This is a genomic window from Pseudomonas sp. 910_21, assembly GCF_052850735.1.
The window spans coordinates 18,773-37,933 of sequence record NZ_VXCY01000007.1; the positions used below are offsets into that span (position 1 = coordinate 18,773).

Genomic DNA, 19,161 nt, shown 5'->3' on the forward strand with positions numbered 1-19,161 from the left:
TCATGCTCGCAGTACCACGCCGCTGTCGTCTTCCCACCAGACGTAGACTTCGTCGTCCCAGGTTGGCCGCGAGCCACGGCGCTCGGCGTTGGCCATGAACGACTGGACGATCTTGCCGCCGGGCAGCTCGACGTAGAACACCGAGTGGCCGCCCAGATAGGCGATGTCATGCACCTTGCCCTTGGACCAGTTGTAGCGGGTGTCGGGCTTGAGGGTGGTGACCAGCATCTTTTCCGGGCGGATGGCGTAGGTCACCGACTTGTCCTGCACCGAGGTGCTGACTCCGTGGCCGACGTAGATCTGCTGCTCAAGGTCCGGGCAGTCGATGATGGCGTAGCCTTCCAGGTCTTCGGTGACGGTGCCGTCGAAGGCGTTGACGTTGCCGATGAATTCGCACACCAGGCGGCTCACCGGGGCCTCGTAGATGTCCACCGGGCTGCCGGTCTGGGCGATCCAGCCCAGGTGCATAATGGCGATGCGCTGGGCCATGGTCATGGCTTCTTCCTGGTCGTGGGTCACCATCACGCAGGTCACGCCCACGCGTTCGATGATCTCAACCAGTTCCAGCTGCATCTGCGAGCGCAGCTTCTTGTCCAGGGCGCCCATGGGTTCGTCCAGCAAGAGCAGCTTGGGGCGCTTGGCCAGGGAGCGGGCCAGGGCCACGCGCTGACGCTGGCCGCCGGACAGCTGGTGCGGCCTGCGCTTGGCGTACTGGGTCATGTGCACCAGCTTGAGCATTTCCTCGACCCGGGCGTCGATCTCGCTGGCCGGCAGGCGGTCCTGCTTGAGGCCGAAGGCGATGTTCTGGGCCACGGTCATGTGGGGGAACAGGGCGTAGGACTGGAACATCATGTTGATCGGCCGCTCGTAGGGCGGCATGTCGGTGATGTCCACGCCATCCAGCAGGATGCGGCCTTCGGTGGGGCGCTCGAAGCCGGCGAGCATGCGCAGCAGGGTGGATTTGCCGGAGCCGGAACCGCCCAGCAGAGCGAAAATTTCGCCTTGGTGGATCTCCAGGGAGACATCGTCCACGGCCACGGTTTCATCGAACTTCTTGGTCACGCGGTCGATCTTGACCAAGACCTTCTGCGGGCTCGGGGTGCCTTCGAGGGCCTTGCGGTAAGTGCTGGAGGCGTTTGCCATGTGAAACTCCCAACAGGTGTCAGCAGCCTGGCCAATTCGGCCGGGCTTAAAGTTTGATTGCCAGCCCGCAGGGGGTGCGGGCTGATTCGGCGCTGCCTCCCTGGCGGCCTGACGCTATTTGTTGTTGTGGTCTTGCCGTGTGTTGCTCACGCCGGACGTCGGGCGCGCACAGGCGCGCTCGCCGTGGGGCAGGGCGTGGTGAATCCTATTGAATGCCTGGGTTTTTCGATCGGCGCTCAGCGCCGTTGCGCAGCCCGTTGTCGGCAGGCGTCGCCAAAGGCCTGGAAGATCCGCAGGTAGGCCGGGTTCGACAGCACCTGCCATTCCGGGTGCCACTGCACGCCGAAGGCGAAGGCCTTGCTGTGTTCCACCGACAGTGCCTCGATCAGGCCATCCGGGGCCACGGCCTCGACCCGCAGGCCGGGGGCCAGGCGGTCGACGCCCTGACTGTGAATCGAGTTGACCTGGATCTCGCCGGCCAGGCCCATGGCCTCGAACACACCGCCGGGCTGGATTGCCACCGGGTGCGCCGGGGCGTACTGCACTTCGATGCGTGGATCGTCGGCTTCACGGTGGTCCATGTAGCCCGGCAGTTCATGCACCTTCTGGTGCAGGCTGCCGCCGAAGGCCACGTTCATTTCCTGGAAGCCACGGCAGATGCCGAGCACCGGTACGCCAGCGGCAATGGCGGCGCGCAGCAGGGGCAGGGTGGTGGCATCGCGCTGCGGGTCGTGGGCGGTGCCCGGCTCGCTGGGCGTGCCCTGGTAATGGAAGGGTTCGACATTGGACGGCGAGCCGGTAAACAGCAGCCCGTCCATGTTGTGCAGCAGATCGTCGATATCGATCAGATCCGCCAGGGAAGGAATGATCAGGGGCAGGCCCTCGGCCGCGACGCTGACAGCACGCAAGTACTTGTCGCCGCTGACGTGGTAGGGGTGCAGGCCGATCTCTTTGACGCACGCAGTAACGCCGATCAATGGCTTGAATGCCATTTTTATCACCTCGAAATTCACGCTGGAACGAGTTTTTCCAGAGCTTATCCTCGTTGATTTTAATTAACAACTTCCATGTAAAAAATTCTAAACATTGTTCGCTTGAAAGCCGCGAATGGCGCGGATCTCGGGGTGTATTGGTCTTTCGTGAGGCAAAATAATTGACGAATGGCGCCTGCTGTTGGCTATTGACTCCGGTTTTTCTTTCGGGTTGACTGCTGGCGTGTCACAGCAGTGAACATAATAATTAACACAATAGGTGCATCATGTCGGTCCCCCCGCGTGCCATTCAACTCAATGAAGCCAATGCCTTCCTGAAAAAACACCCCGAGGTTCTCTACGTCGATCTGCTGATTGCAGACATGAACGGTGTGGTGCGCGGCAAGCGCATCGAGCGCACCGCGCTGCACAAGGTCTACGAGAAGGGCATCAACCTGCCGGCCTCGCTGTTTGCCCTGGATATCAACGGCTCCACGGTGGAAAGCACCGGCCTGGGCCTGGACATCGGCGATGCCGACCGCATCTGCTACCCGATCCCCGGCACCCTGAGCGTCGAGCCCTGGCAGAAGCGCCCCACCGCGCAACTGCTGATGACCATGCACGAGATCGAAGGCCAGCCATTCTTCGCCGACCCCCGCGAAGTGCTGCGCCAGGTGGTGAGCAAGTTCGATGAGATGGGCCTGACCATCTGCGCGGCCTTTGAACTGGAGTTCTACCTGATCGACCAGGACAACGTGAACGGCCGTCCGCAGTCGCCCCGTTCGCCGATTTCCGGCAAGCGTCCGCATTCCACCCAGGTCTACCTGATCGACGATCTGGACGAGTACGTCGACTGCCTGCAAGACATCCTCGAAGGCGCGAAAGAGCAGGGCATTCCTGCCGACGCCATCGTCAAGGAAAGCGCCCCGGCGCAGTTCGAAGTCAACCTGCACCACGTCAGCGACCCGATCAAAGCCTGCGACTACGCAGTACTGCTCAAGCGCCTGGTGAAGAACATCGCCTACGACCATGAAATGGACACCACCTTCATGGCCAAGCCCTACCCGGGCCAGGCGGGCAACGGTCTGCACGTGCACATCTCGATTCTCGACAAGCAGGGCAACAACATCTTCGCCAGCGAAGACCCGCAAACCAACGAAGCCCTGCGCCATGCCATCGGCGGCGTGCTCGACACTCTGCCGCAGCAGATGGCCTTCCTGTGCCCCAACGTCAACTCCTACCGCCGTTTCGGTGCACAGTTCTACGTGCCGAACTCGCCGACCTGGGGCATCGACAACCGCACCGTGGCCGTGCGCGTACCCACCGGTTCTGCCGATGCGGTGCGTATCGAGCACCGGGTGGCCGGCGCCGACGCCAACCCTTACCTGCTGATGGCTTCGGTGCTGGCGGGTATTCACCATGGTCTGACGAACAAGATCGATCCGGGAGCGCCGGTTGAAGGCAACTCCTACGAGCAGAACGAACAAAGCCTGCCCACCAACCTGCGTGACGCCCTGCGCGTACTGGACGACAGCGAAGTGATGGCCAAGTACATCGACCCGATGTACATCGACGTGTTCGTGGCCTGTAAGGAAAGCGAGCTGGCGGAGTTCGAAAACTCCATCTCCGACCTGGAATACAACTGGTACCTGCACACGGTCTGATGACCGTGTCACTGCCTGCCTTGAGTATTTGCCATGACTAAATCCCGCAGCGACTGGGAGCAGCACTTCCAGTCCCTCAGCCTCGAAGGCCGTGCCTTTATCGACGGCCAGTACTGCGCCGCCGCCAGTGGCGCCACCTTTGAATGCCTGAGCCCGGTGGACGGGCGCTTTCTGGCCAACGTCGCCAGCACCGATCAGGTCGATGCCGATCGTGCAGTAGCTGTGGCGCGCCAGGCGTTCAACAGTGGCGTCTGGTCGGGCAAGGCCCCGGCCGAGCGCAAGCGCATTCTGCTTCGTTTCGCCGAACTGATCCTTGCGCACCAGGAAGAACTGGCGCTCCTGGAAACCCTGGACATGGGCAAGCCGATTGGCGATTCCATGGCCATCGACATTCCGGCCACGGCCAACGCCATCCGCTGGAACGCCGAAGCCATCGACAAGCTCTACGACGAAGTGGCGGCCACACCCCACGACCAGTTGGGCCTGGTGACCCGGGAACCGGCGGGCGTAGTGGCGGCCATCGTGCCGTGGAACTTTCCGCTGATCATGGCCAGTTGGAAGTTCGCTCCGGCCCTGGCAATGGGCAACTCGTTCATTCTCAAACCGTCGGAGAAGTCGCCGCTGACCGCGATCCGCATCGCCCAGCTGGCCCTAGACGCCGGTATCCCCCAGGGCGTGTTCAACGTCCTGCCGGGTTACGGCCACACCGTCGGCAAGGCCCTGGCCCTGCACATGGACGTGGACGTGCTGGCCTTCACCGGCTCCACCGCCGTGGGCAAGCAATTGTTGGTGTATTCCGGCGAAAGCAACATGAAGCGGGTGTGGCTGGAAGCCGGTGGCAAGAGCCCCAACGTGGTGTTTGCCGATGCCCCGGACCTGCGCGAAGCCGCAGAAGCGGCAGCTGCGGCCATTGCCTTCAACCAGGGCGAAGTCTGCACCGCCGGTTCGCGCCTGCTGGTGCAACGCTCGATCCGCGAGCAGTTCATCCCGCTGCTGGTGGAGGCCCTCAAGGGGTGGCAGCCGGGCCACGCCCTCGACCCCGAAACCCGGGTCGGCGCCGTGGTGGACCAGCGCCAACTGGACAACGTGCTGCGCTATATCGAGATCGGCAAGGAGCAGGGCGGCCAACTGCTGGCCGGCGGTGTCCGCACCCTGGAAAGCACAGGCGGCCTGTATGTCGAGCCGACTGTTTTCGATGGGGTGACCAACGCCATGACCATCGCCCGGGAAGAAATCTTCGGACCGGTGTTGTCGCTCATCAGCTTCGATACGGAAGAAGAGGCGCTGCAGATTGCCAACGACAGCATCTTCGGCCTGGCGGCCGGGGTCTGGACCAGCAACCTCAGCCGCGCCCACCGCTTCGCCCGTGGCCTGCGGGCCGGCAGCGTATGGGTCAACCAGTACGACGGCGGCGACATGACCGCGCCGTTCGGCGGCTTCAAACAGTCCGGCAACGGCCGCGACAAATCGTTGCACGCCTTCGACAAATACACCGAGCTCAAAGCGACCTGGATCAAGCTCTAACTCTTATAACAACAGCGGCGGCGGGCCTGGGCCCGTACCCGCTGGGGAATTTCTCATGCAAACCTACGTGAACAGCTACTACGCGGCGACCCGCAACCAGACCACCGACTACCCGCAACTCGAAGAGAGTGTGGAGTGCGACGTCTGCGTGATCGGCGCCGGCTACACCGGCCTGTCCTCGGCCTTGTTCCTGGCGGAAGCCGGTTACAGCGTCACCGTGCTGGAAGCGGCCAAGGTCGGCTTCGGCGCCAGCGGACGCAACGGCGGGCAATTGGTCAATTCCTACAGCCGCGACGTCGACGTGATCGAAGAACGCTACGGCGAAAAAAGCGCCGAAGTGCTCGGCAGCATGATCTTCGAAGGCGCCGACATCATCCGTCAGCGCATCCAGCACTACGACATTCAGTGCGACTACCGCCCCGGTGGCATTTTCGCCGCCCTGAACAACAAGCAGCTCAAGGGCCTGGCGGAACAGAAGCGCAACTGGGAACGCTTGGGCAACCACAACCTGAAGATGCTCGACAAGGCGCAGATCGACCGCGAAGTCGGGACCAAGAACTACATCGGCGGCCTGCTGGACATGCAGGGCGGCCACATCCATCCGCTGAACCTGGCCCTGGGCGAAGCCAGCGCCATCATCGGCCTGGGCGGCAAGATCTTCGAACAGTCGGCGGCGGTGGAAATCACCTACGGCGAACCCAACGTGATTCGCACCGCCAAGGGCGTGGTGCGCGCCAAATACCTGCTGATCGCCGGCAACGCCTACCTGCAGCAAGACCTCGACCCCCGCGTCACCCGCAAGAGCATGCCCTGCGGTTCACAGATCGTGGTCACCGAACAGTTGCCAGAACAACTGGCCCGCAGCCTGATCAGCAACAACTACTGCGTGGAAGACTGCAACTACCTGCTGGACTACTTCCGCCTCACTGGCGACAACCGCCTGCTGTACGGCGGTGGCGTGGTCTACGGCGCCCGGGAGCCGGACGACATCGAGCAACTGATCCGGCCGAAGATCCTCAAGACCTTCCCCCAGCTCAAGGACGTGAAGATCGACTACCGCTGGACCGGAAATTTCCTGCTGACCATGTCGCGCATGCCGCAATTCGGCCGTATTGAAAAGAACGCCTACTACATGCAGGGCTACAGCGGCCACGGCGTTACCTGTTCGCACCTGGCGGGCAAGCTGATTGCCGAAATGATCCGCGGCGACGCCGAGCGCTTCAACGCCTTCGCCTCCCTGCCACACATGCCGATGATCGGCGGCCGCACCTTCCAGGCCCCACTGACCGCCATGGGCGCCGCGTACTACGCCTTGCGCGACCGCTTCGGCATCTGACGCCACCTCGCTCCTACAGCCCCCACTCCTGTAGGAGCGAGCTTGCTCGCGAAGCTCCGGCCCTTGACCCGCCCCGGAAAAAGCCTCGCAAAGCCCCGGAAAACCGACACTCCATCACCCAGCCTTCACGCCCATCGCCAGTCTTTACAGCTTGCCTGTCAAACATGTTTAAATAGCCGCCTTTTCAGGCTCCAGGGGCAGCCAAATCGCGAAGTTCGCGACCCAACCGCCGCAAAAATACCCTTAAGTTCCTCTCACATAAGGCTGTTATGGACACGGGCACCCGACTCAAACTCGTTCGCGAAAGCTACAAACTCTCCCAGCGCGAGCTGGCCCGGCGTAGCGGCGTCACCAATGCCACCATTTCCCTGATCGAACAGAACCGCGTCAGCCCCTCCGTCAGCTCCCTGAAAAAGCTGCTGGAAGGCATCCCCATGTCCCTGGCCGACTTCTTCACCTTCGACCAGCCACCCCGGGAGCACCAATACGTGTTCCGCGCCAACGAACAGCCCGATCTGGGTCGCGACGGCCTGCGCCTGTTGATGATCGGCGCCCCGGTGGCCAACCGGCAGATGCGCTTTCTGCGCGAGCAGTACGCCCCCGGCGCCAGCTCCGGCGAAGAAGCCATCGTGCACAGCGAAGGCGAAGAGTGCGGCCTGGTAACCCGCGGCACCGTGGAATTGACCGTGGACGGTCAAGTCAGCGTGCTCAACCCGGGGGATGGCTATTACTTCCCCACCACCTTGCCCCACAGCTTTCGCAACATTGGCCAGGATGAGGCGGAAATCATCAGCGCCAACACCCCGGCGAACTTCTAAGTGGCTGGGTGACTGATCCGGCTCGACCTGTTGCAACCCTATCCAGCCTGCGCCTTGTGTCGCGGGCTTTGTTTTTTAGACCGGCCCACGCCCCGGAGACTGCCGTAACCACGCTTGCGGACAGGGTCTGGAGCGGGCGTCGGGCAAACAAGGACGACAAATGATCAAGGACAGACGACAAGCATTCCTCAGCGCCGCACGCCTGGAGAACTTCTTCAGCAACTACCAGCACAGCGTGGAATTCTTTGCCGAACACACCTTTGAGTCCGACTCCGAAGCACAGGAAAAGTCCCTCAGGGCCCGGCATTTCCAGAAGTGGATCTTCAAGGAAATCCTCATCCGCTACACCGCCGGCCACAGCATCGACCTGCTGATTCCCCTGCTGGAAACCCTGGTGGACAGTTACGAACACCTGCAAAAACAACTGGCCGAATACAACCAGATTCCGAACATCACCCCCTTGGCGATCGACGATTGGCTCGACCAGTACCAAGAGTGCGTCCAGGTGTTCAGCCTGTGCATCCTGCTGCACCGCAGCGACCTGCTCCAACGCTTCGTGGCCCTGATCGACCCGGCGGGCTACGCCGGGGACGACACCCTCTACGAGGACCTGCTGTGCAAACTGCTGCCCGATCGATATGACGTGGACCGTTGGTACCACGATGTCTACACACCGCTGATACAGGCCATCTACGCCGACGACCCGGCCGAAGCCAGCGACCTTCTGCAGCAGTACTGTGACGACTGGTACCCCGAGTTCGAACAGGCACCCTGGCACGACAGCCACCTGCAAGGGGACGAAGGCAGCTATTGCGGGTATTGGGCGTTTGAGGCGGCTGCTATAGCTTTTTTGTATGGAATTGAAGATTGCGCGATCGATTCGATGGTTTATCCCAAAGACTTGGTGGCTTACGCGAGGCTTTCGGTCGCGTGATGCGGGCGGGACTAGCCTGTGGAATGGGCTAAGTATTGGACTACGCCAGTGAGGCAGGACTCTCTGAGAGAGTTTGAGTTGGTGGCTATACCTGAGATCTGGAGGCTTGGGCGTTACTGATGCCATCGCTCCCTGATTGAGTAGAGTTGTGCCTGCTCCTATGACAGGTCCCTGAAAAGCTATCAGAAGGCACGCCGCGCTATCTAACCCGCTGAGTTTTTGTATAGTTTTTGGGGGTTGTAGGAGGAATTTCTATATTGTGAATACTCTGGCAAACTATTTTTCGTGCGCGTGTTAATAAGTAATTATGGTTTTATAGATTGAGTGAGAGTGTCATATCTATCTAGGTTTTTTTCGACTTCCGATACTTTTTTTCAACGATTTCCGAGACTTCTTTTGGGGAATTAAATTTTTTTGCGGGCCCGAAAATGTAAGAGCTCTCAGCGGCTTCGCTAATGAATGGATATGTGCCGCGAAATGACTTTGTTAGTAGGTCGGTGCACATTTCAATTATTCGCACGCTTGAATAGTCTGCTGACTCTGTTCTTAATCCATATTTAATTCGATCATGTTTTGAGATTGACCAATATCGATCCTTGCAAACTCCGACTCGATCATAAAGGTCTCTTAGTCGCATGCCATATATCGTGGATTTTGCGCTTTCGCTGATCTCTGCTAATGATGTGGTTTGCACATTTGTTAGGTTTGCAGCTTCAATGGCACCACTTTGGAATCCTGTCTCTGAAGGTAAAATCCCCCTGTCTGCTCCTAAGTCTGAGACGATTTCTCTAAGTGCTAGTACGTGAAGCTTGTTAACTGGGGTCTTCCAAAGCTTACATTCAACAATCCATGTAATATTAAATCCTGCATGATGCGATTTTACCAGTACGTCTATGTCATGATTTGTTCTAACACCGTGGACTGTTACATCTGTTGATGCTTCGAGACCAAGAGAGCGAAAGTAAATGGCAGTATTCTCTTGATATTGCTTCCAGTCTTTCATAAGGGGCTCTTACAAATTGTAGTACTGCTTTGGTGGTCTTAAGTTGTTTTGTGTTCGTTAGTGTTGCATGTACTTATCGTCCTTTCATTCGTGCTTCATTTTTTACCTCTTCGGAAAAATCCAGTCCGTTTCTAACTTTCTCTATAAGCTCTCTAAAGGCTTCTGAATATCTGTGAGACTGAACCTGCTCTCGATTTAATATGGCGCAATGATATTTGTTGTCGAAGGACTTTATGTCAACTCCTGTGGTTTCTTCAATTACTTTTATAAATTGTGCGCACTTGTGCCAAAATTTATATCCAAGAGCTTGGCCTATCGAAGTTAGTGTGTGAGGGAAGTTGACATTGAATGAAAGTCCGTCAGAAGTATCTGATATTCCATAAAGTTTCGCGAGTTCACCTTCTGACTCAGATACATTGGCAAGCACTTTGTAGTCAACTTGTATTGGGTTTCGAGGGATGTCTGATCTAACAAGCTCGTAAGTTCTAGCAAGTAGTGCTCTCAGTAATCTAGGGTTGACATTGTTTAGTGTTTCATGTGAGCTAAATGCGGAGTAAACCCATGAGAAATCATTCGCTAATATGCTTTTTATGATGACGCCTTTATTTTCGGAAACCGGGATTAGGCGCTCGCGGCGTGGATATTCATTATTTAACTCTGCGTCTGTCCATTCAAGTATGTATATGTTTGGAATTAATTTTCCATCCTCAGAAAGGATCTCGTCAATATCAGAAAGTATTGTTTTTATATTGGGGTCTTCGGCGCTATATCCGATGAATATCAGCGGGTGTTCGGCAAAAAAAGCTAAGAGTTTGGCGCTAAGATACTTTTTTCGTTTTATGAAGTCATCATAGTCATCTTTTGTAATGATTATACTTTCAGGGGCAGAGGCGCAGCCATGTATTTTGAATATTTCACCTATGCTTGCGTGGTTTGCATATAATATTTTTTGACCAATAACAGGCGAGTATTCTGGGAAGATTTGTTCAAGTAGTCGGTCGTAATTTGTAGTTATTATAGAGTGTGGTCGAATGGTTTTTAAAAGTTCTATTTCTTGAGTGAGATTTTTATTTTCGTTTTCAATTAGTTTTTCAAAAAATTCAGAGACTGTGTGCTTTAAATAAATTTCCGGAGTGTTTCCTTCTTCATACAAATGTTTCGGAAAGGGAGGATCTCCCTTACTCCATGCCCAGTCATTGTATTTTTCAGCGAAGATGGAACCAATTTCTACATAGTCCGCGTACCTTTGTTTGTAGTATGCAAACTTTCGATCTATGTCTGGGCATTCTTCCAGTAAGTACTTTAACAGCTCCTCCCAGTTTGGGCCGTTTAAATATCTTTTGGTAAAGCCTGAGCCTATGAAGAGTATTGGTTGACATGCCATGTCCTGAATGCAGGATTTGATGTCAAGTGTTACGTCATCGATGTATTTTTGATAATTTCTATCCATGAATATCTCGGCTTTAAATATGATGTGTGTTTTTTGTTTGGACTAATATGATTCAGTCTTTGATTTGAGTGAGGTGTTTTTTTGTATGGTATCTGTAGTTTTATGGTGTGGGGTTGATGGTTCTAAAGGGTGCCGTATGTAAATATAAGGCGGATCACGAAATTTTGAAATTTGGTGATCCGCTGCTTTCTAGGGGGGTTATTTTTTTCTAGGTTTTCCAGCGTCGCTACGCTTGTCGCGTACTTGACCATCATTGTTTCTAGATCGCGGCTGCTCCCCGCCGCCAGGTTTAGGAACAGTTACATTTGGATTCAGGGGTCTTCTGTCTGTCATTTTTTCTTCCTAAGGTTCTAATACTTAAAGGAAAACTCCAGCCCTGAATCACTAAAACTCGGTCTTTCTATCTAGCCGAACTGCATATGGTCGCAGGGTGAAACTGAAAGTAGCAAATCGCCATTTATAATTCCACTGTCTTTTTAGATGCTGTAGGGGCGATCGGTAAGTATTTGAAATAGCTAAAAATTAATATTCCTTTATGCAGACTTGCATGCTGCAAACCATTCCATCTATAGTTCGCCCCGTCGCCGCACATCGGCGACCGGACGTCGCGGTCTGGAAAAACTAAGCGCACAAAGCGCCCATCACTATGTAGGCGCTTTTTGCTGCCTGGCATCGTGCTATGGCGGCTGTGTGTGGGACACCTTCGGGTGTGCCGGTTTCTTAGTTTCCGGTCCGCGAACCCGCGCACAGCTGCCACCCTTATTCGTTTCGCGGCGAAAAGTGGCAGTCAATTAAACTAAGGAAGGTACAACTCAATGACTAGCTCGCACGTCTGCAACCCCATCCCGCTCACCCGCAACGACACCGACCATCCCGTCCTCTACCTGGACGCCAACGCCTCGTTGGCCGATCTGTATACCTGCGCTCAGCAACGCATCGGCGCAGCCCGCAACCTGCTGGAAATCCTCGACTGCGCTTCTGGTGCGCAGGACCTCTCACAGATCCGCTTTGCCATCGGCCTGTTGCTCAGTGACGGCTTCGATCTGCTGCGTACCTTGGGTGATAGAACTTTGGGGCAGGCTGATCCGGCTTAACCCCTGGTTGAGTAATGAAGCAACAAAAAAGGCGACCAATGCGTCGCCTTTTTGCTTGAGCGGGATGCTTTCCAGCGATCGATTCGGTGCCCGCTGTCCTGCCTCTGCTCCAGTCCCTTCTTCTACAAGTCGAAGTGTTGGTCAAACACGCTCTGCTCGCCCACCGTCACGCTGCATTGGCGGGCCACTTCAGCCGGCATCACCTTGCCCAGCAACGGCGCCAGCGACTTGTAGAACACCTTGTCGCAGGCGTCGTCTTTGCTGAAGGCTTGGGCGTTACCGGCCGCGTCTGCCGTAATTCGGCAGCCTGCCACCAATTCGGTGGGCAACTCGTTCAATGGCACTGTTGTCGAGCCGGAGCCCTGCAATTCGATCAGCTCGTTGCATGTGCCCTTGGCCGGACCTTCCTTAATGGTTTTGGTAAAGGCGACGCGTTGGTAGTCGGTACCGGTGAACAGCACCTGATCGTTAACAGTGACTCGGTATTGTGAGGGTTTGAAGGCGATGGTCTTGATGCAGAACTGCGTGGTGACCGGTTTCCCATTGACCTCAGAGGTGGCCGCTTTGCAACCTGGGGTGGCCTGGGTGAAGGAGGTATCGGGCGAGCTGACACAACCGGCCAGTGAAAGCAGACACACACCGAACAGCATTCTTTTCATGGGACTTCCTGTGCTCAAACACACCGCCTCCAGCAGGCGGCTCCGGACGCGGATCATACCAGCGACCTGTTGACCAAAGGCGCAGAAAGGCAGGGTGGCCCTTTAACTCGGCTATCGAATCCCATCTCTACAGCTGTCTGCTTCCGGCCCAGGCGGTGTGAAGAGCCCAAGTAAAAATCGAAACCCGCGTTTCTACATGAAAGCTGAACTGTAGTGGTCGCCACAAGAAACACGGACAGATTTATTTCTCTACTCTAAACGTCCGCTATTGGCCGTTTTTAACTTTGAGCGTGTCTCTTTGCCCACCGGGCCTTCAGTTCCGGGAGATGTCATACAGATGTGGCGCACGCACGTTCCATAAAAAAAATCCGCTCATCCACTTCCTCACCTAACCTGATTTTAGTTGCAGACGGACTCTGCCGTTTTTTGTTCACGGCCAATTGAACGCTGCACGGCAGTAGCACGCTTTCGGGGGTAATACAGGAGGATCAACACATGGATAGCACACGTTCGCCGGAAGATAAGGGCAAGTTGAAGGCAAGGGCTCGGCAGCGTAAGGCTGCGATCATTGCACTATGTGGAGTTTTGTTTGTACACGCGCTCTTCCTGGTTCCACCTGAGCGAATGACCGTGCCAGTTGTCAGCATTATTACAAGCCTCATATGGCCGATTATCGTCCTTGTAGTAATGGTTCTATTCCAGCCGTACGTCGAAAGACTTTTCTTAGAGATAGCCGAGCGAATCAAGGGAGGGGCCGGCTTAAAAATTGGAAGCTTTCTTGAGATCCAGAGTCTTCCCGAGCAAGCGCGGAAGATTCCTGTGCCCAGCGAGGAGCAGAATGTAACGCTGGAAAACATCGCCCTGCTGCACACGAGCTTCTTTTCGGAGACAGGAACACGTTTGTACGGTGGCGACGGTCGAGCGTATTACCAGTTTGAGGTGGTTGTTATGGCGCCAGACGTCGTCATGGAGCACGTGGACAGGGTAGTTTACCGCCTCGAAAACACTTGGCCTGAAGCGCTCAGAACAAGAGAGACTCGCGACCGCGCGTCAAGATTCAAGATGAAGGACTTGGCCAATGGAACTTCAATTGTCGAGGCCGACGTCTACTTTCGCGGTAGCGACCAACCTCTGAAGCTTAACCGCTTCATTGATTTGCGCCCCGACGGCCCACGCATCTAGAACACTCGCCCTCAGCATTTGTACATTAATGCACCAGAGCAAGTGGCAACCTATACGTTGAGTCCACAGCCGAAAGCGGCCCCGGCCAATAGGTAGACACGGAGTCGGCGACGGTGCCCACCTGAACCCTAGCCCTTGTCGCCATGCACCAATATCCGGCCGTCATACCCACAGCTGATCCAGCCACCGGCGCGGGTGGGGAGCACATCGGTTGCAAAGTTGTCGTGTGAGCCGATGATCGCCCCCTGCCGTGAGGGCAGGTTCCAGCGTCTGACGAATCCATCCTCGCCGCAGGTCAGCAGCATGTGTCGCGCCTCGAAGCGCACGCGTCGGACAGGCCCGTCATGAGCGGCCAGGCAATCCAGGAGCGCCAGCATCGGTTCGGTCGCTAGCAGGTGCACCGCGCCGTCGAGATCACCAACGGCCAAGGTGACGCTGCCATCGGCGTCGATCCAGCTCGCCAGCGTCCTTAGGGGGCGGCCCAGATCGAGCACTTGTACGCAGTCCCGCTCCTCGGGTTGCCACAGCCTGACGGTTCCGTCCTCCGATGCGCTGGCGAAACCGCCGTTGCCCATAGGCGCGATCGCCCAGACCCAGCAGGCGTGGGCCTGACGTCTGTCCGTGGCACCTGTCGCCAGGTTCCAGACTGTCAGGCGACCGTCAGCAGCCCCGGTCACGAGGCGGTCAGCGCCTAACTTTGCCGAGGACAGGACGGCCGAGTCCGATGTGCCGACCAACGTTGACTCGCCGGTCGCCAAGGACCAATGCCGGACCGTACGATCCCGCGAGTGAGAAACAAGCTCGCCAGGCGCCACGTCCACCAGACCCAGAATGGATTGTGTATGTCCGTCAAGCTGACCTAAGCACCGGCCCTCGCGATCCCACAGCCGGATGGTTGCGTCACGCCCGGCGCTTGCAAAGCCCCTGTCGCCCAGGTCGGCAAGCGCCCATACGTACCCGTGATGGCCCGGCTGGAAGGGACCATCGACTTGCAAGGATTGCTGTGGCTCGTACATCAGATCACTGCGCATGACGTATTTTTGGCCAGCGTCCACTAAGGCGCCGGCGTGCCAGAGGGTGTGATCGAATACGATCAGGCTGCCCTTTCGCGGGCGCAGCCTGAGCGTGGAATCCCGGTTCGACATGGCTGCGGACCGTCCCTCGAAGAACACGGTCTCTCCGCCGCTGAATGCATCGTCGTTAAGATAAATCATGAAGGTCAGGCGTGACTGTTGGCGCTGGCGATGGTGTACACCATCCTGATGGGCGCGGAACTGGGTGCCGGGCCGGTAGCGGCAGAAGCGCAGCCGCTCATTGATGCCGACCGGACGCCAGCCGTCCTCATCGATCACCGTCCCGAGCCTCGGCATTCGCAAGGCGCAGTGCTTCAAGCGTTCGAAGAGTCGCCCGGCCAGAGCTGGGTCGTCTGCCACGATCCGGTCATTATCGCGGTAGGAGGACGGATAGTCAGACCCTGCGCTGGCGAACCCGCACTGCTCCGTGGCTTCTATCAACGCTTCGCACTCGCTGGCCGCAAGAAACTCGTGGACCAGGACACACCGCACCCGGTCACCCAGCGGTAGTTCGACCGAGGCCGACGGAGCAGTGGCCCCCACCATCAGTTTTTCAGCGAAGGAATTCATCGTGATCTCCAAAGTTGGTCTGATAACCAATATTTGCAAAGCTAGGGTGCGACGGGGTCGATGTCAATGCTAAGCTGGTCGCGCAACCAACATTGGAAAGGTGACATGGCACGGCGCTCGAACACTGATGAAAGACGCGGCCAGATCGTGGCGGCACTCCAGGCCGTCATGGCCAAGGCCGGCTACGCAGGCGCAACCATAGCGGCCATCGCCCGGCATGCGGAGCTAGCGCCTGGCCTTGTGCACTACCACTTCAAGGACAAGCGCGAGATTTTGGTGGCACTGGTCGACTCACTGGCCGGCTACGCCCATCAACGGTACGAGTCCCGGGCCGCTGCGGCCCAGACGGCGGAGCAAAGGCTTCAGGCCTACATTGCCGCACACCTTGCCTATGGTGCGGACGCGCAGCCCGATGCGGTGGCGGCATGGGTGATGATCGGCGAGCAGTCGGCCCACGACCCAGACGTGCGCGAGGTCTATCAGGCTGTGCTAGCGGCGCAGATGAAGCTCCTCAAGGGCTTGCTCCGGCAGCGATTCGCCGAACGCGGACGCCGCGCCCAAGGGCTCGACGCGCTGGTGGCGGGCATTACCTGCTTTATCCAGGGGGCGTTCACGCTGTCCACCACGGCGCGGCCACTGCTGCCGACGGCCTTCGCCGCACCGACGTTGAGCACCTGGGTCGAGCGTTACATTGATGGGGAGGAGGAGCGATGAGGGGAACGCCTGAAGGGAGCAGCCTCTTCCCGGTCGGCGCGCACAGCGCCCCCGAGGTGCCTGACGGTGTGGATTTCGCCGCCTGGGCTCGCCTCTGGGCGGAGCTTGGCGTCGGATGCCCGGCGCGAGAAACCTACGAAGAGCTCGTTCGACGCTACCGCGAGCCGCACCGTGCGTACCACAACTGCCAGCATTTGCAGGAATGCCTCCAGGTGCGCCGCCTCATCAACGCTGACTGCCATGCCCCCGCTGAAGTCGACCTCGCACTCTGGTTTCATGACGCCATATACGACCCACTTCGCAGCGACAACGAGCTGCGCAGTGCGCAATGGCTGGACGACGTGGCACGCGATAGCGGCCTGGGCGATGAAATCCGACGCAGGCTTTACGGCCTGATCATGGTGACGCGACACGACGGCGCTCCAGCGTCGGCAGACGAGGCCGTGTTGGTGGACACGGATCTGGCGATCCTTGGGGCATCGGCCGCGCGGTTTGAGGAGTACGACCGCCAAGTCCGTCGCGAGTACCGATATGTGCCTCTGTTTGTGTACCGCCGAAAGCGGCGTCAGGTCCTGGAGGGCTTCCTGGCACGCGGGCGCATCTATACGACCGCACCGTACTTCGATGCATTCGAACAGCAAGCCCGCGTCAATCTTGCAAGCGCCATCGACCGCCTCGGCTGAGGAACGGACCCCAGTGGAGGGGCGAGTATTTCGCCTTCGCACGTGCCTTGCCATTCTGCAGTTCAAGCCGTCACCGTAAACAGATGACGGGGCATCGCCGGCCCAAAAACCATGGTTACAGGTCACACAGGCTGCCGCTGCGCCCGTGATCTCGACCTAAGGCTTGGCCCGATCCCATCGACACTCCGCCAACCGGTGCCCATCGGTTGCGCTCTTTTCTCGCCTGTCGATGTCGCCGTCGGCGTTCAGGTAGATATGGGTGTTGGGCCATTGCGGGGTGATGCTGATGCAGTGATTACGCCCGGTGTTCTTGCTCCACCAGGAAAACTCCATAAAGAACTCATCGTCCGGGAAGAGCGCGCCATGACCGGTTGCGCCGCCTCCGGGCAGCATTGCTCCTTTATCAATCCGATCCTGGACATTCCAGATGTACCTGAGCTCATCCCGGCCGGCTTGGGAGTAGTGCACATTCACCCTTGGCAACGCAAAGTCCCAATGCGTGACCAGCCCAAACAGCAGCGGTATCCAGAGCAGCTTTACGTACCATGGCCGGCGCGTGCCTGCATGGGAGGACAAGGGTTTCATCTCCCTCCCTTGGGCGTTCTCTGGGGGCGTTGGGTGGAAAGTGGAGGCAGCAGCGTCGCAGCCGGTCGTTGTCCACTCCCGGCTGCTGTGTGGCTTCTTGGGCTGAATGTCAGCAACCGGACGCTTTGAGCCCGGTGCCGATGGTGACCGCGCTGACCTGCACTTTGTCAAAGGCCTTCTGCGCGGCGGCGTCGTATTTCCGGTCGCAGTTGAAGCGTGTTTCCATCACGTAGTCTTCGCCTTCTGCTTTGCGCATCTGCGATTCCCACTGGTCGGCGGCGTTGAGCGCGGCATCGGAGACCAGCACCACCTCCAGCAGCACTTCCTTGAAATCCACGGCGTGGGGGCCTTCCCAGTGGGCATAGACCGAAGGGTCGGCGGCATTGCCGCACATGCTCAGGCAACTGGCGCTGTAGCTCAGGCCGCCACCGGACGACTCGGTAAAGGCGCCGACGGTGAGAGGTTTGCCTGGCGCCGGGGCGTAGGTGCCGACGAACTGGGTCAGGTCGGCCTGGCATCTGGGCGTCAGTTCCATGCGCAGTTTGCTGACTTTGCCGCCCTCTACCGTGGCGGTGATGTCGCAACCCTGGACTTTGAACTTGTGTTCATCGCCGAAGGACTCCCGAGGGATTCCGGCGACGGATTCAAAGTAACGCTGATTGGTGCCCAGCATGTCGCCGGTGAAGACTTCGGCCACGGAGGCGGCATGGGCAACGTCAACGGACAGGGCCAGTGTTGAGGCAAAAAGGCTGTAGGTCAGCTTGTTCATGGGAGAGTCCTTTCAATGGGCGACCGGAAGCTGTGGTCACCTTCAAGTGGGTTCGGGGACGGGAGTTTAGCAGGCGTTGGTGCTGCGTTTTTCGGGTTTCTTGCTGATTTTTTCTGAGTACCAACCATAGGAAAAGAGCAGGGCACGGCGCATTTTATCGAGGCGTTGATGAGCATCCGACCAGCCACGATCAATCCGTAAGCCAATCCCAGAGGCTGCCCACCAGATACGCCGCGCCTGCGGCCACTGCTGCGGTCGCTAGTGCGGGGGCCAGGGCTGTTCCTCCAGCGAACCCCAGGGCGCCAAGACCTGCAGCGGTCAAGCTGGAGGTACCGCCAGCGGCGGCCAGACCAGATGCGGTACTGACGGCACCCTTGGCCAGGGCTTGGCTGGTCAATGACTGCGCTACTTGGCTCGCGGTGGTGCTGGCGGCCTTTCTGGCCAGCATGTTGCGTGCAGCGGCGGCGCCACCTTGGGTGAGCAAGACCTTGGTGGTTTGCTCTGCCGTTTGTCTGGCTGCGTGGTGCATCAGCAGGCTGTTGGCAACTGCGCCCAGACGCTGTTTGGCGACTCTGACTTGTTCGCTGGTGTGTCGATCGGTGGCGCACCAGTTGGCAAAGTGCTCGCAATTGTTGAACACAAGATTGTATTGATCCTCACCCAGTCTGGATCGGGCCCGACGGCAGATATCGGGCCCCCTGAAATAGACTTTCCGGTAAGTCTTGATCCTGGCGTTCTTGCCTTGCAGGAAGTCTGCAAGGGAGGTCGACTCGATGCATCCCTTATGAAGCCCCGAACCCATGCCTGAGTAGTGGATCACGCGATTCCTGCCGACAAAAATCCCGTGATGGGTATAGAGACCTCGGCCGACAATCAGATGAGTTCCAGTGGGGTACATGTCCAACAAGGCTCCAGTGATGTGCTTTTGGAGGCGGCATTCGCAAGCGTTCCGGTGATATCGAGGGGCTTGATCCGTGTCGCAGTCTTCA

Annotated in this window: 18 protein-coding genes; 9 read left to right on the forward strand and 9 right to left on the reverse strand. The window is 57.8% G+C overall.

The features are described from left to right. Together potA and FW796_RS21515 are read right to left on the reverse strand one after the other, a co-directional pair. Entirely contained in the window at nucleotides 1-1,143 is a 1,143-nt protein-coding gene (gene potA, locus FW796_RS21510; protein WP_346636035.1) for a polyamine ABC transporter ATP-binding protein, read from the reverse strand. Between the two features lie 236 nt (nucleotides 1,144-1,379). Continuing rightward, on the reverse strand, nucleotides 1,380-2,135 hold the full coding sequence (locus FW796_RS21515) for a gamma-glutamyl-gamma-aminobutyrate hydrolase family protein (protein WP_123393014.1): 756 nt from the start codon (nucleotides 2,133-2,135) through the stop codon (nucleotides 1,380-1,382). Between the two features lie 266 nt (nucleotides 2,136-2,401). On the opposite strand from FW796_RS21515, the gene FW796_RS21520 reads away from it, so the two are divergent. From FW796_RS21520 to FW796_RS21540, 5 genes are all read left to right on the forward strand, one after another. Then, nucleotides 2,402-3,778: a glutamine synthetase family protein gene (locus tag FW796_RS21520; protein ID WP_072452431.1), complete on the forward strand. Its 1,377-nt coding sequence runs from the start codon at nucleotides 2,402-2,404 to the stop codon at nucleotides 3,776-3,778. 33 nt (nucleotides 3,779-3,811) lie between these two features. Then, nucleotides 3,812-5,302: an aldehyde dehydrogenase gene (locus tag FW796_RS21525; RefSeq protein WP_015635118.1), complete on the forward strand. Its 1,491-nt coding sequence runs from the start codon at nucleotides 3,812-3,814 to the stop codon at nucleotides 5,300-5,302. 55 nt (nucleotides 5,303-5,357) lie between these two features. After that, nucleotides 5,358-6,638: an NAD(P)/FAD-dependent oxidoreductase gene (locus tag FW796_RS21530; protein ID WP_404939278.1), complete on the forward strand. Its 1,281-nt coding sequence runs from the start codon at nucleotides 5,358-5,360 to the stop codon at nucleotides 6,636-6,638. Nucleotides 6,639-6,907: 269 nt separating this feature from the next. Beyond that, entirely contained in the window at nucleotides 6,908-7,456 is a 549-nt protein-coding gene (locus tag FW796_RS21535; protein WP_015635120.1) for a cupin domain-containing protein, read from the forward strand. 160 nt (nucleotides 7,457-7,616) lie between these two features. Next, nucleotides 7,617-8,390 (forward strand): PoNe immunity protein domain-containing protein, encoded by a 774-nt coding sequence (locus FW796_RS21540; RefSeq protein ID WP_446439984.1) that lies wholly within the window; start codon nucleotides 7,617-7,619, stop codon nucleotides 8,388-8,390. 343 nt (nucleotides 8,391-8,733) lie between these two features. Here FW796_RS21540 and FW796_RS21545 read toward each other — a convergent pair whose 3' ends face one another. Both FW796_RS21545 and FW796_RS21550 read right to left on the reverse strand, forming a co-directional pair. Next, the gene (locus FW796_RS21545; RefSeq protein ID WP_446439985.1) at nucleotides 8,734-9,393 is read right to left on the reverse strand and encodes a restriction endonuclease; all 660 of its coding nucleotides are present in this window, start codon (nucleotides 9,391-9,393) and stop codon (nucleotides 8,734-8,736) included. A 73-nt stretch (nucleotides 9,394-9,466) separates the two neighbouring features. Then, nucleotides 9,467-10,843, reverse strand: coding sequence for an SIR2 family NAD-dependent protein deacylase (locus FW796_RS21550; protein WP_346636041.1), 1,377 nt, complete (start codon nucleotides 10,841-10,843; stop codon nucleotides 9,467-9,469). 815 nt (nucleotides 10,844-11,658) lie between these two features. Between FW796_RS21550 and FW796_RS21555 the strand changes: the two genes are divergently transcribed. Next, the gene (locus FW796_RS21555; protein WP_446439986.1) at nucleotides 11,659-11,937 is read left to right on the forward strand and encodes a hypothetical protein; all 279 of its coding nucleotides are present in this window, start codon (nucleotides 11,659-11,661) and stop codon (nucleotides 11,935-11,937) included. A gap of 122 nt (nucleotides 11,938-12,059) precedes the next feature. On the opposite strand, the gene FW796_RS21560 is transcribed toward FW796_RS21555, so the two are convergent. Further along, a complete protein-coding gene (locus FW796_RS21560) occupies nucleotides 12,060-12,653 on the reverse strand; it encodes a hypothetical protein (RefSeq protein ID WP_446439987.1) in 594 nt (197 codons plus the stop codon). A gap of 438 nt (nucleotides 12,654-13,091) precedes the next feature. On the opposite strand from FW796_RS21560, the gene FW796_RS21565 reads away from it, so the two are divergent. Beyond that, complete coding sequence (locus FW796_RS21565) at nucleotides 13,092-13,778, forward strand: pYEATS domain-containing protein (RefSeq protein ID WP_446439988.1); 687 nt, start codon at nucleotides 13,092-13,094, stop codon at nucleotides 13,776-13,778. A 128-nt stretch (nucleotides 13,779-13,906) separates the two neighbouring features. Here FW796_RS21565 and FW796_RS21570 read toward each other — a convergent pair whose 3' ends face one another. Further along, entirely contained in the window at nucleotides 13,907-15,421 is a 1,515-nt protein-coding gene (locus tag FW796_RS21570; RefSeq protein ID WP_446439989.1) for a 2OG-Fe(II) oxygenase, read from the reverse strand. A 105-nt stretch (nucleotides 15,422-15,526) separates the two neighbouring features. Here FW796_RS21570 and FW796_RS21575 point away from each other — a divergent pair, with 105 nt between their 5' ends. Both FW796_RS21575 and FW796_RS21580 read left to right on the forward strand, forming a co-directional pair. Further along, nucleotides 15,527-16,135 (forward strand): TetR/AcrR family transcriptional regulator, encoded by a 609-nt coding sequence (locus FW796_RS21575; RefSeq protein WP_446439990.1) that lies wholly within the window; start codon nucleotides 15,527-15,529, stop codon nucleotides 16,133-16,135. After that, nucleotides 16,132-16,818, forward strand: a complete 687-nt coding sequence (locus FW796_RS21580) for an HD domain-containing protein (protein WP_446439991.1) — start codon at nucleotides 16,132-16,134, stop codon at nucleotides 16,816-16,818. The genes FW796_RS21575 and FW796_RS21580 overlap by 4 nt, the downstream gene beginning before the upstream one ends. A 156-nt stretch (nucleotides 16,819-16,974) precedes the next feature. Here FW796_RS21580 and FW796_RS21585 read toward each other — a convergent pair whose 3' ends face one another. The 3 genes from FW796_RS21585 to FW796_RS21595 form a co-directional block, all read right to left on the reverse strand. Then, nucleotides 16,975-17,403 carry a hypothetical protein gene (locus FW796_RS21585; protein ID WP_446439992.1) on the reverse strand — a complete coding sequence of 143 codons (429 nt, stop codon included), beginning with the start codon at nucleotides 17,401-17,403 and terminating at the stop codon, nucleotides 16,975-16,977. A 109-nt stretch (nucleotides 17,404-17,512) separates the two neighbouring features. Further along, the gene (locus tag FW796_RS21590; RefSeq protein ID WP_446439993.1) at nucleotides 17,513-18,172 is read right to left on the reverse strand and encodes a hypothetical protein; all 660 of its coding nucleotides are present in this window, start codon (nucleotides 18,170-18,172) and stop codon (nucleotides 17,513-17,515) included. Nucleotides 18,173-18,362: 190 nt separating this feature from the next. Continuing rightward, nucleotides 18,363-19,070: a lecithin retinol acyltransferase family protein gene (locus FW796_RS21595; protein ID WP_446440134.1), complete on the reverse strand. Its 708-nt coding sequence runs from the start codon at nucleotides 19,068-19,070 to the stop codon at nucleotides 18,363-18,365. Nucleotides 19,071-19,161 lie beyond the last annotated feature (91 nt).

Excerpts from the sequence above, each read along its gene's own strand:
- FW796_RS21555 (WP_446439986.1), top strand. The coding sequence starts at position 11,659 with ATGACTAGCTCGCACGTCTGCAACCCCATCCCGCTCACCCGCAACGAC.
- FW796_RS21590 (WP_446439993.1), bottom strand. The coding sequence starts at position 18,172 with ATGAACAAGCTGACCTACAGCCTTTTTGCCTCAACACTGGCCCTGTCC.
- FW796_RS21550 (WP_346636041.1), bottom strand. The coding sequence starts at position 10,843 with ATGGATAGAAATTATCAAAAATACATCGATGACGTAACACTTGACATC.
- FW796_RS21540 (WP_446439984.1), top strand. The coding sequence starts at position 7,617 with ATGATCAAGGACAGACGACAAGCATTCCTCAGCGCCGCACGCCTGGAG.
- FW796_RS21580 (WP_446439991.1), top strand. The coding sequence starts at position 16,132 with ATGAGGGGAACGCCTGAAGGGAGCAGCCTCTTCCCGGTCGGCGCGCAC.
- potA (WP_346636035.1), bottom strand. The coding sequence starts at position 1,143 with ATGGCAAACGCCTCCAGCACTTACCGCAAGGCCCTCGAAGGCACCCCG.
- FW796_RS21575 (WP_446439990.1), top strand. The coding sequence starts at position 15,527 with ATGGCACGGCGCTCGAACACTGATGAAAGACGCGGCCAGATCGTGGCG.
- FW796_RS21515 (WP_123393014.1), bottom strand. The coding sequence starts at position 2,135 with ATGGCATTCAAGCCATTGATCGGCGTTACTGCGTGCGTCAAAGAGATC.
- FW796_RS21530 (WP_404939278.1), top strand. The coding sequence starts at position 5,358 with ATGCAAACCTACGTGAACAGCTACTACGCGGCGACCCGCAACCAGACC.
- FW796_RS21545 (WP_446439985.1), bottom strand. The coding sequence starts at position 9,393 with ATGAAAGACTGGAAGCAATATCAAGAGAATACTGCCATTTACTTTCGC.
- FW796_RS21525 (WP_015635118.1), top strand. The coding sequence starts at position 3,812 with ATGACTAAATCCCGCAGCGACTGGGAGCAGCACTTCCAGTCCCTCAGC.
- FW796_RS21570 (WP_446439989.1), bottom strand. The coding sequence starts at position 15,421 with ATGAATTCCTTCGCTGAAAAACTGATGGTGGGGGCCACTGCTCCGTCG.
- FW796_RS21585 (WP_446439992.1), bottom strand. The coding sequence starts at position 17,403 with ATGAAACCCTTGTCCTCCCATGCAGGCACGCGCCGGCCATGGTACGTA.
- FW796_RS21560 (WP_446439987.1), bottom strand. The coding sequence starts at position 12,653 with ATGATCCGCGTCCGGAGCCGCCTGCTGGAGGCGGTGTGTTTGAGCACA.
- FW796_RS21565 (WP_446439988.1), top strand. The coding sequence starts at position 13,092 with ATGGATAGCACACGTTCGCCGGAAGATAAGGGCAAGTTGAAGGCAAGG.
- FW796_RS21535 (WP_015635120.1), top strand. The coding sequence starts at position 6,908 with ATGGACACGGGCACCCGACTCAAACTCGTTCGCGAAAGCTACAAACTC.
- FW796_RS21595 (WP_446440134.1), bottom strand. The coding sequence starts at position 19,070 with ATGTACCCCACTGGAACTCATCTGATTGTCGGCCGAGGTCTCTATACC.
- FW796_RS21520 (WP_072452431.1), top strand. The coding sequence starts at position 2,402 with ATGTCGGTCCCCCCGCGTGCCATTCAACTCAATGAAGCCAATGCCTTC.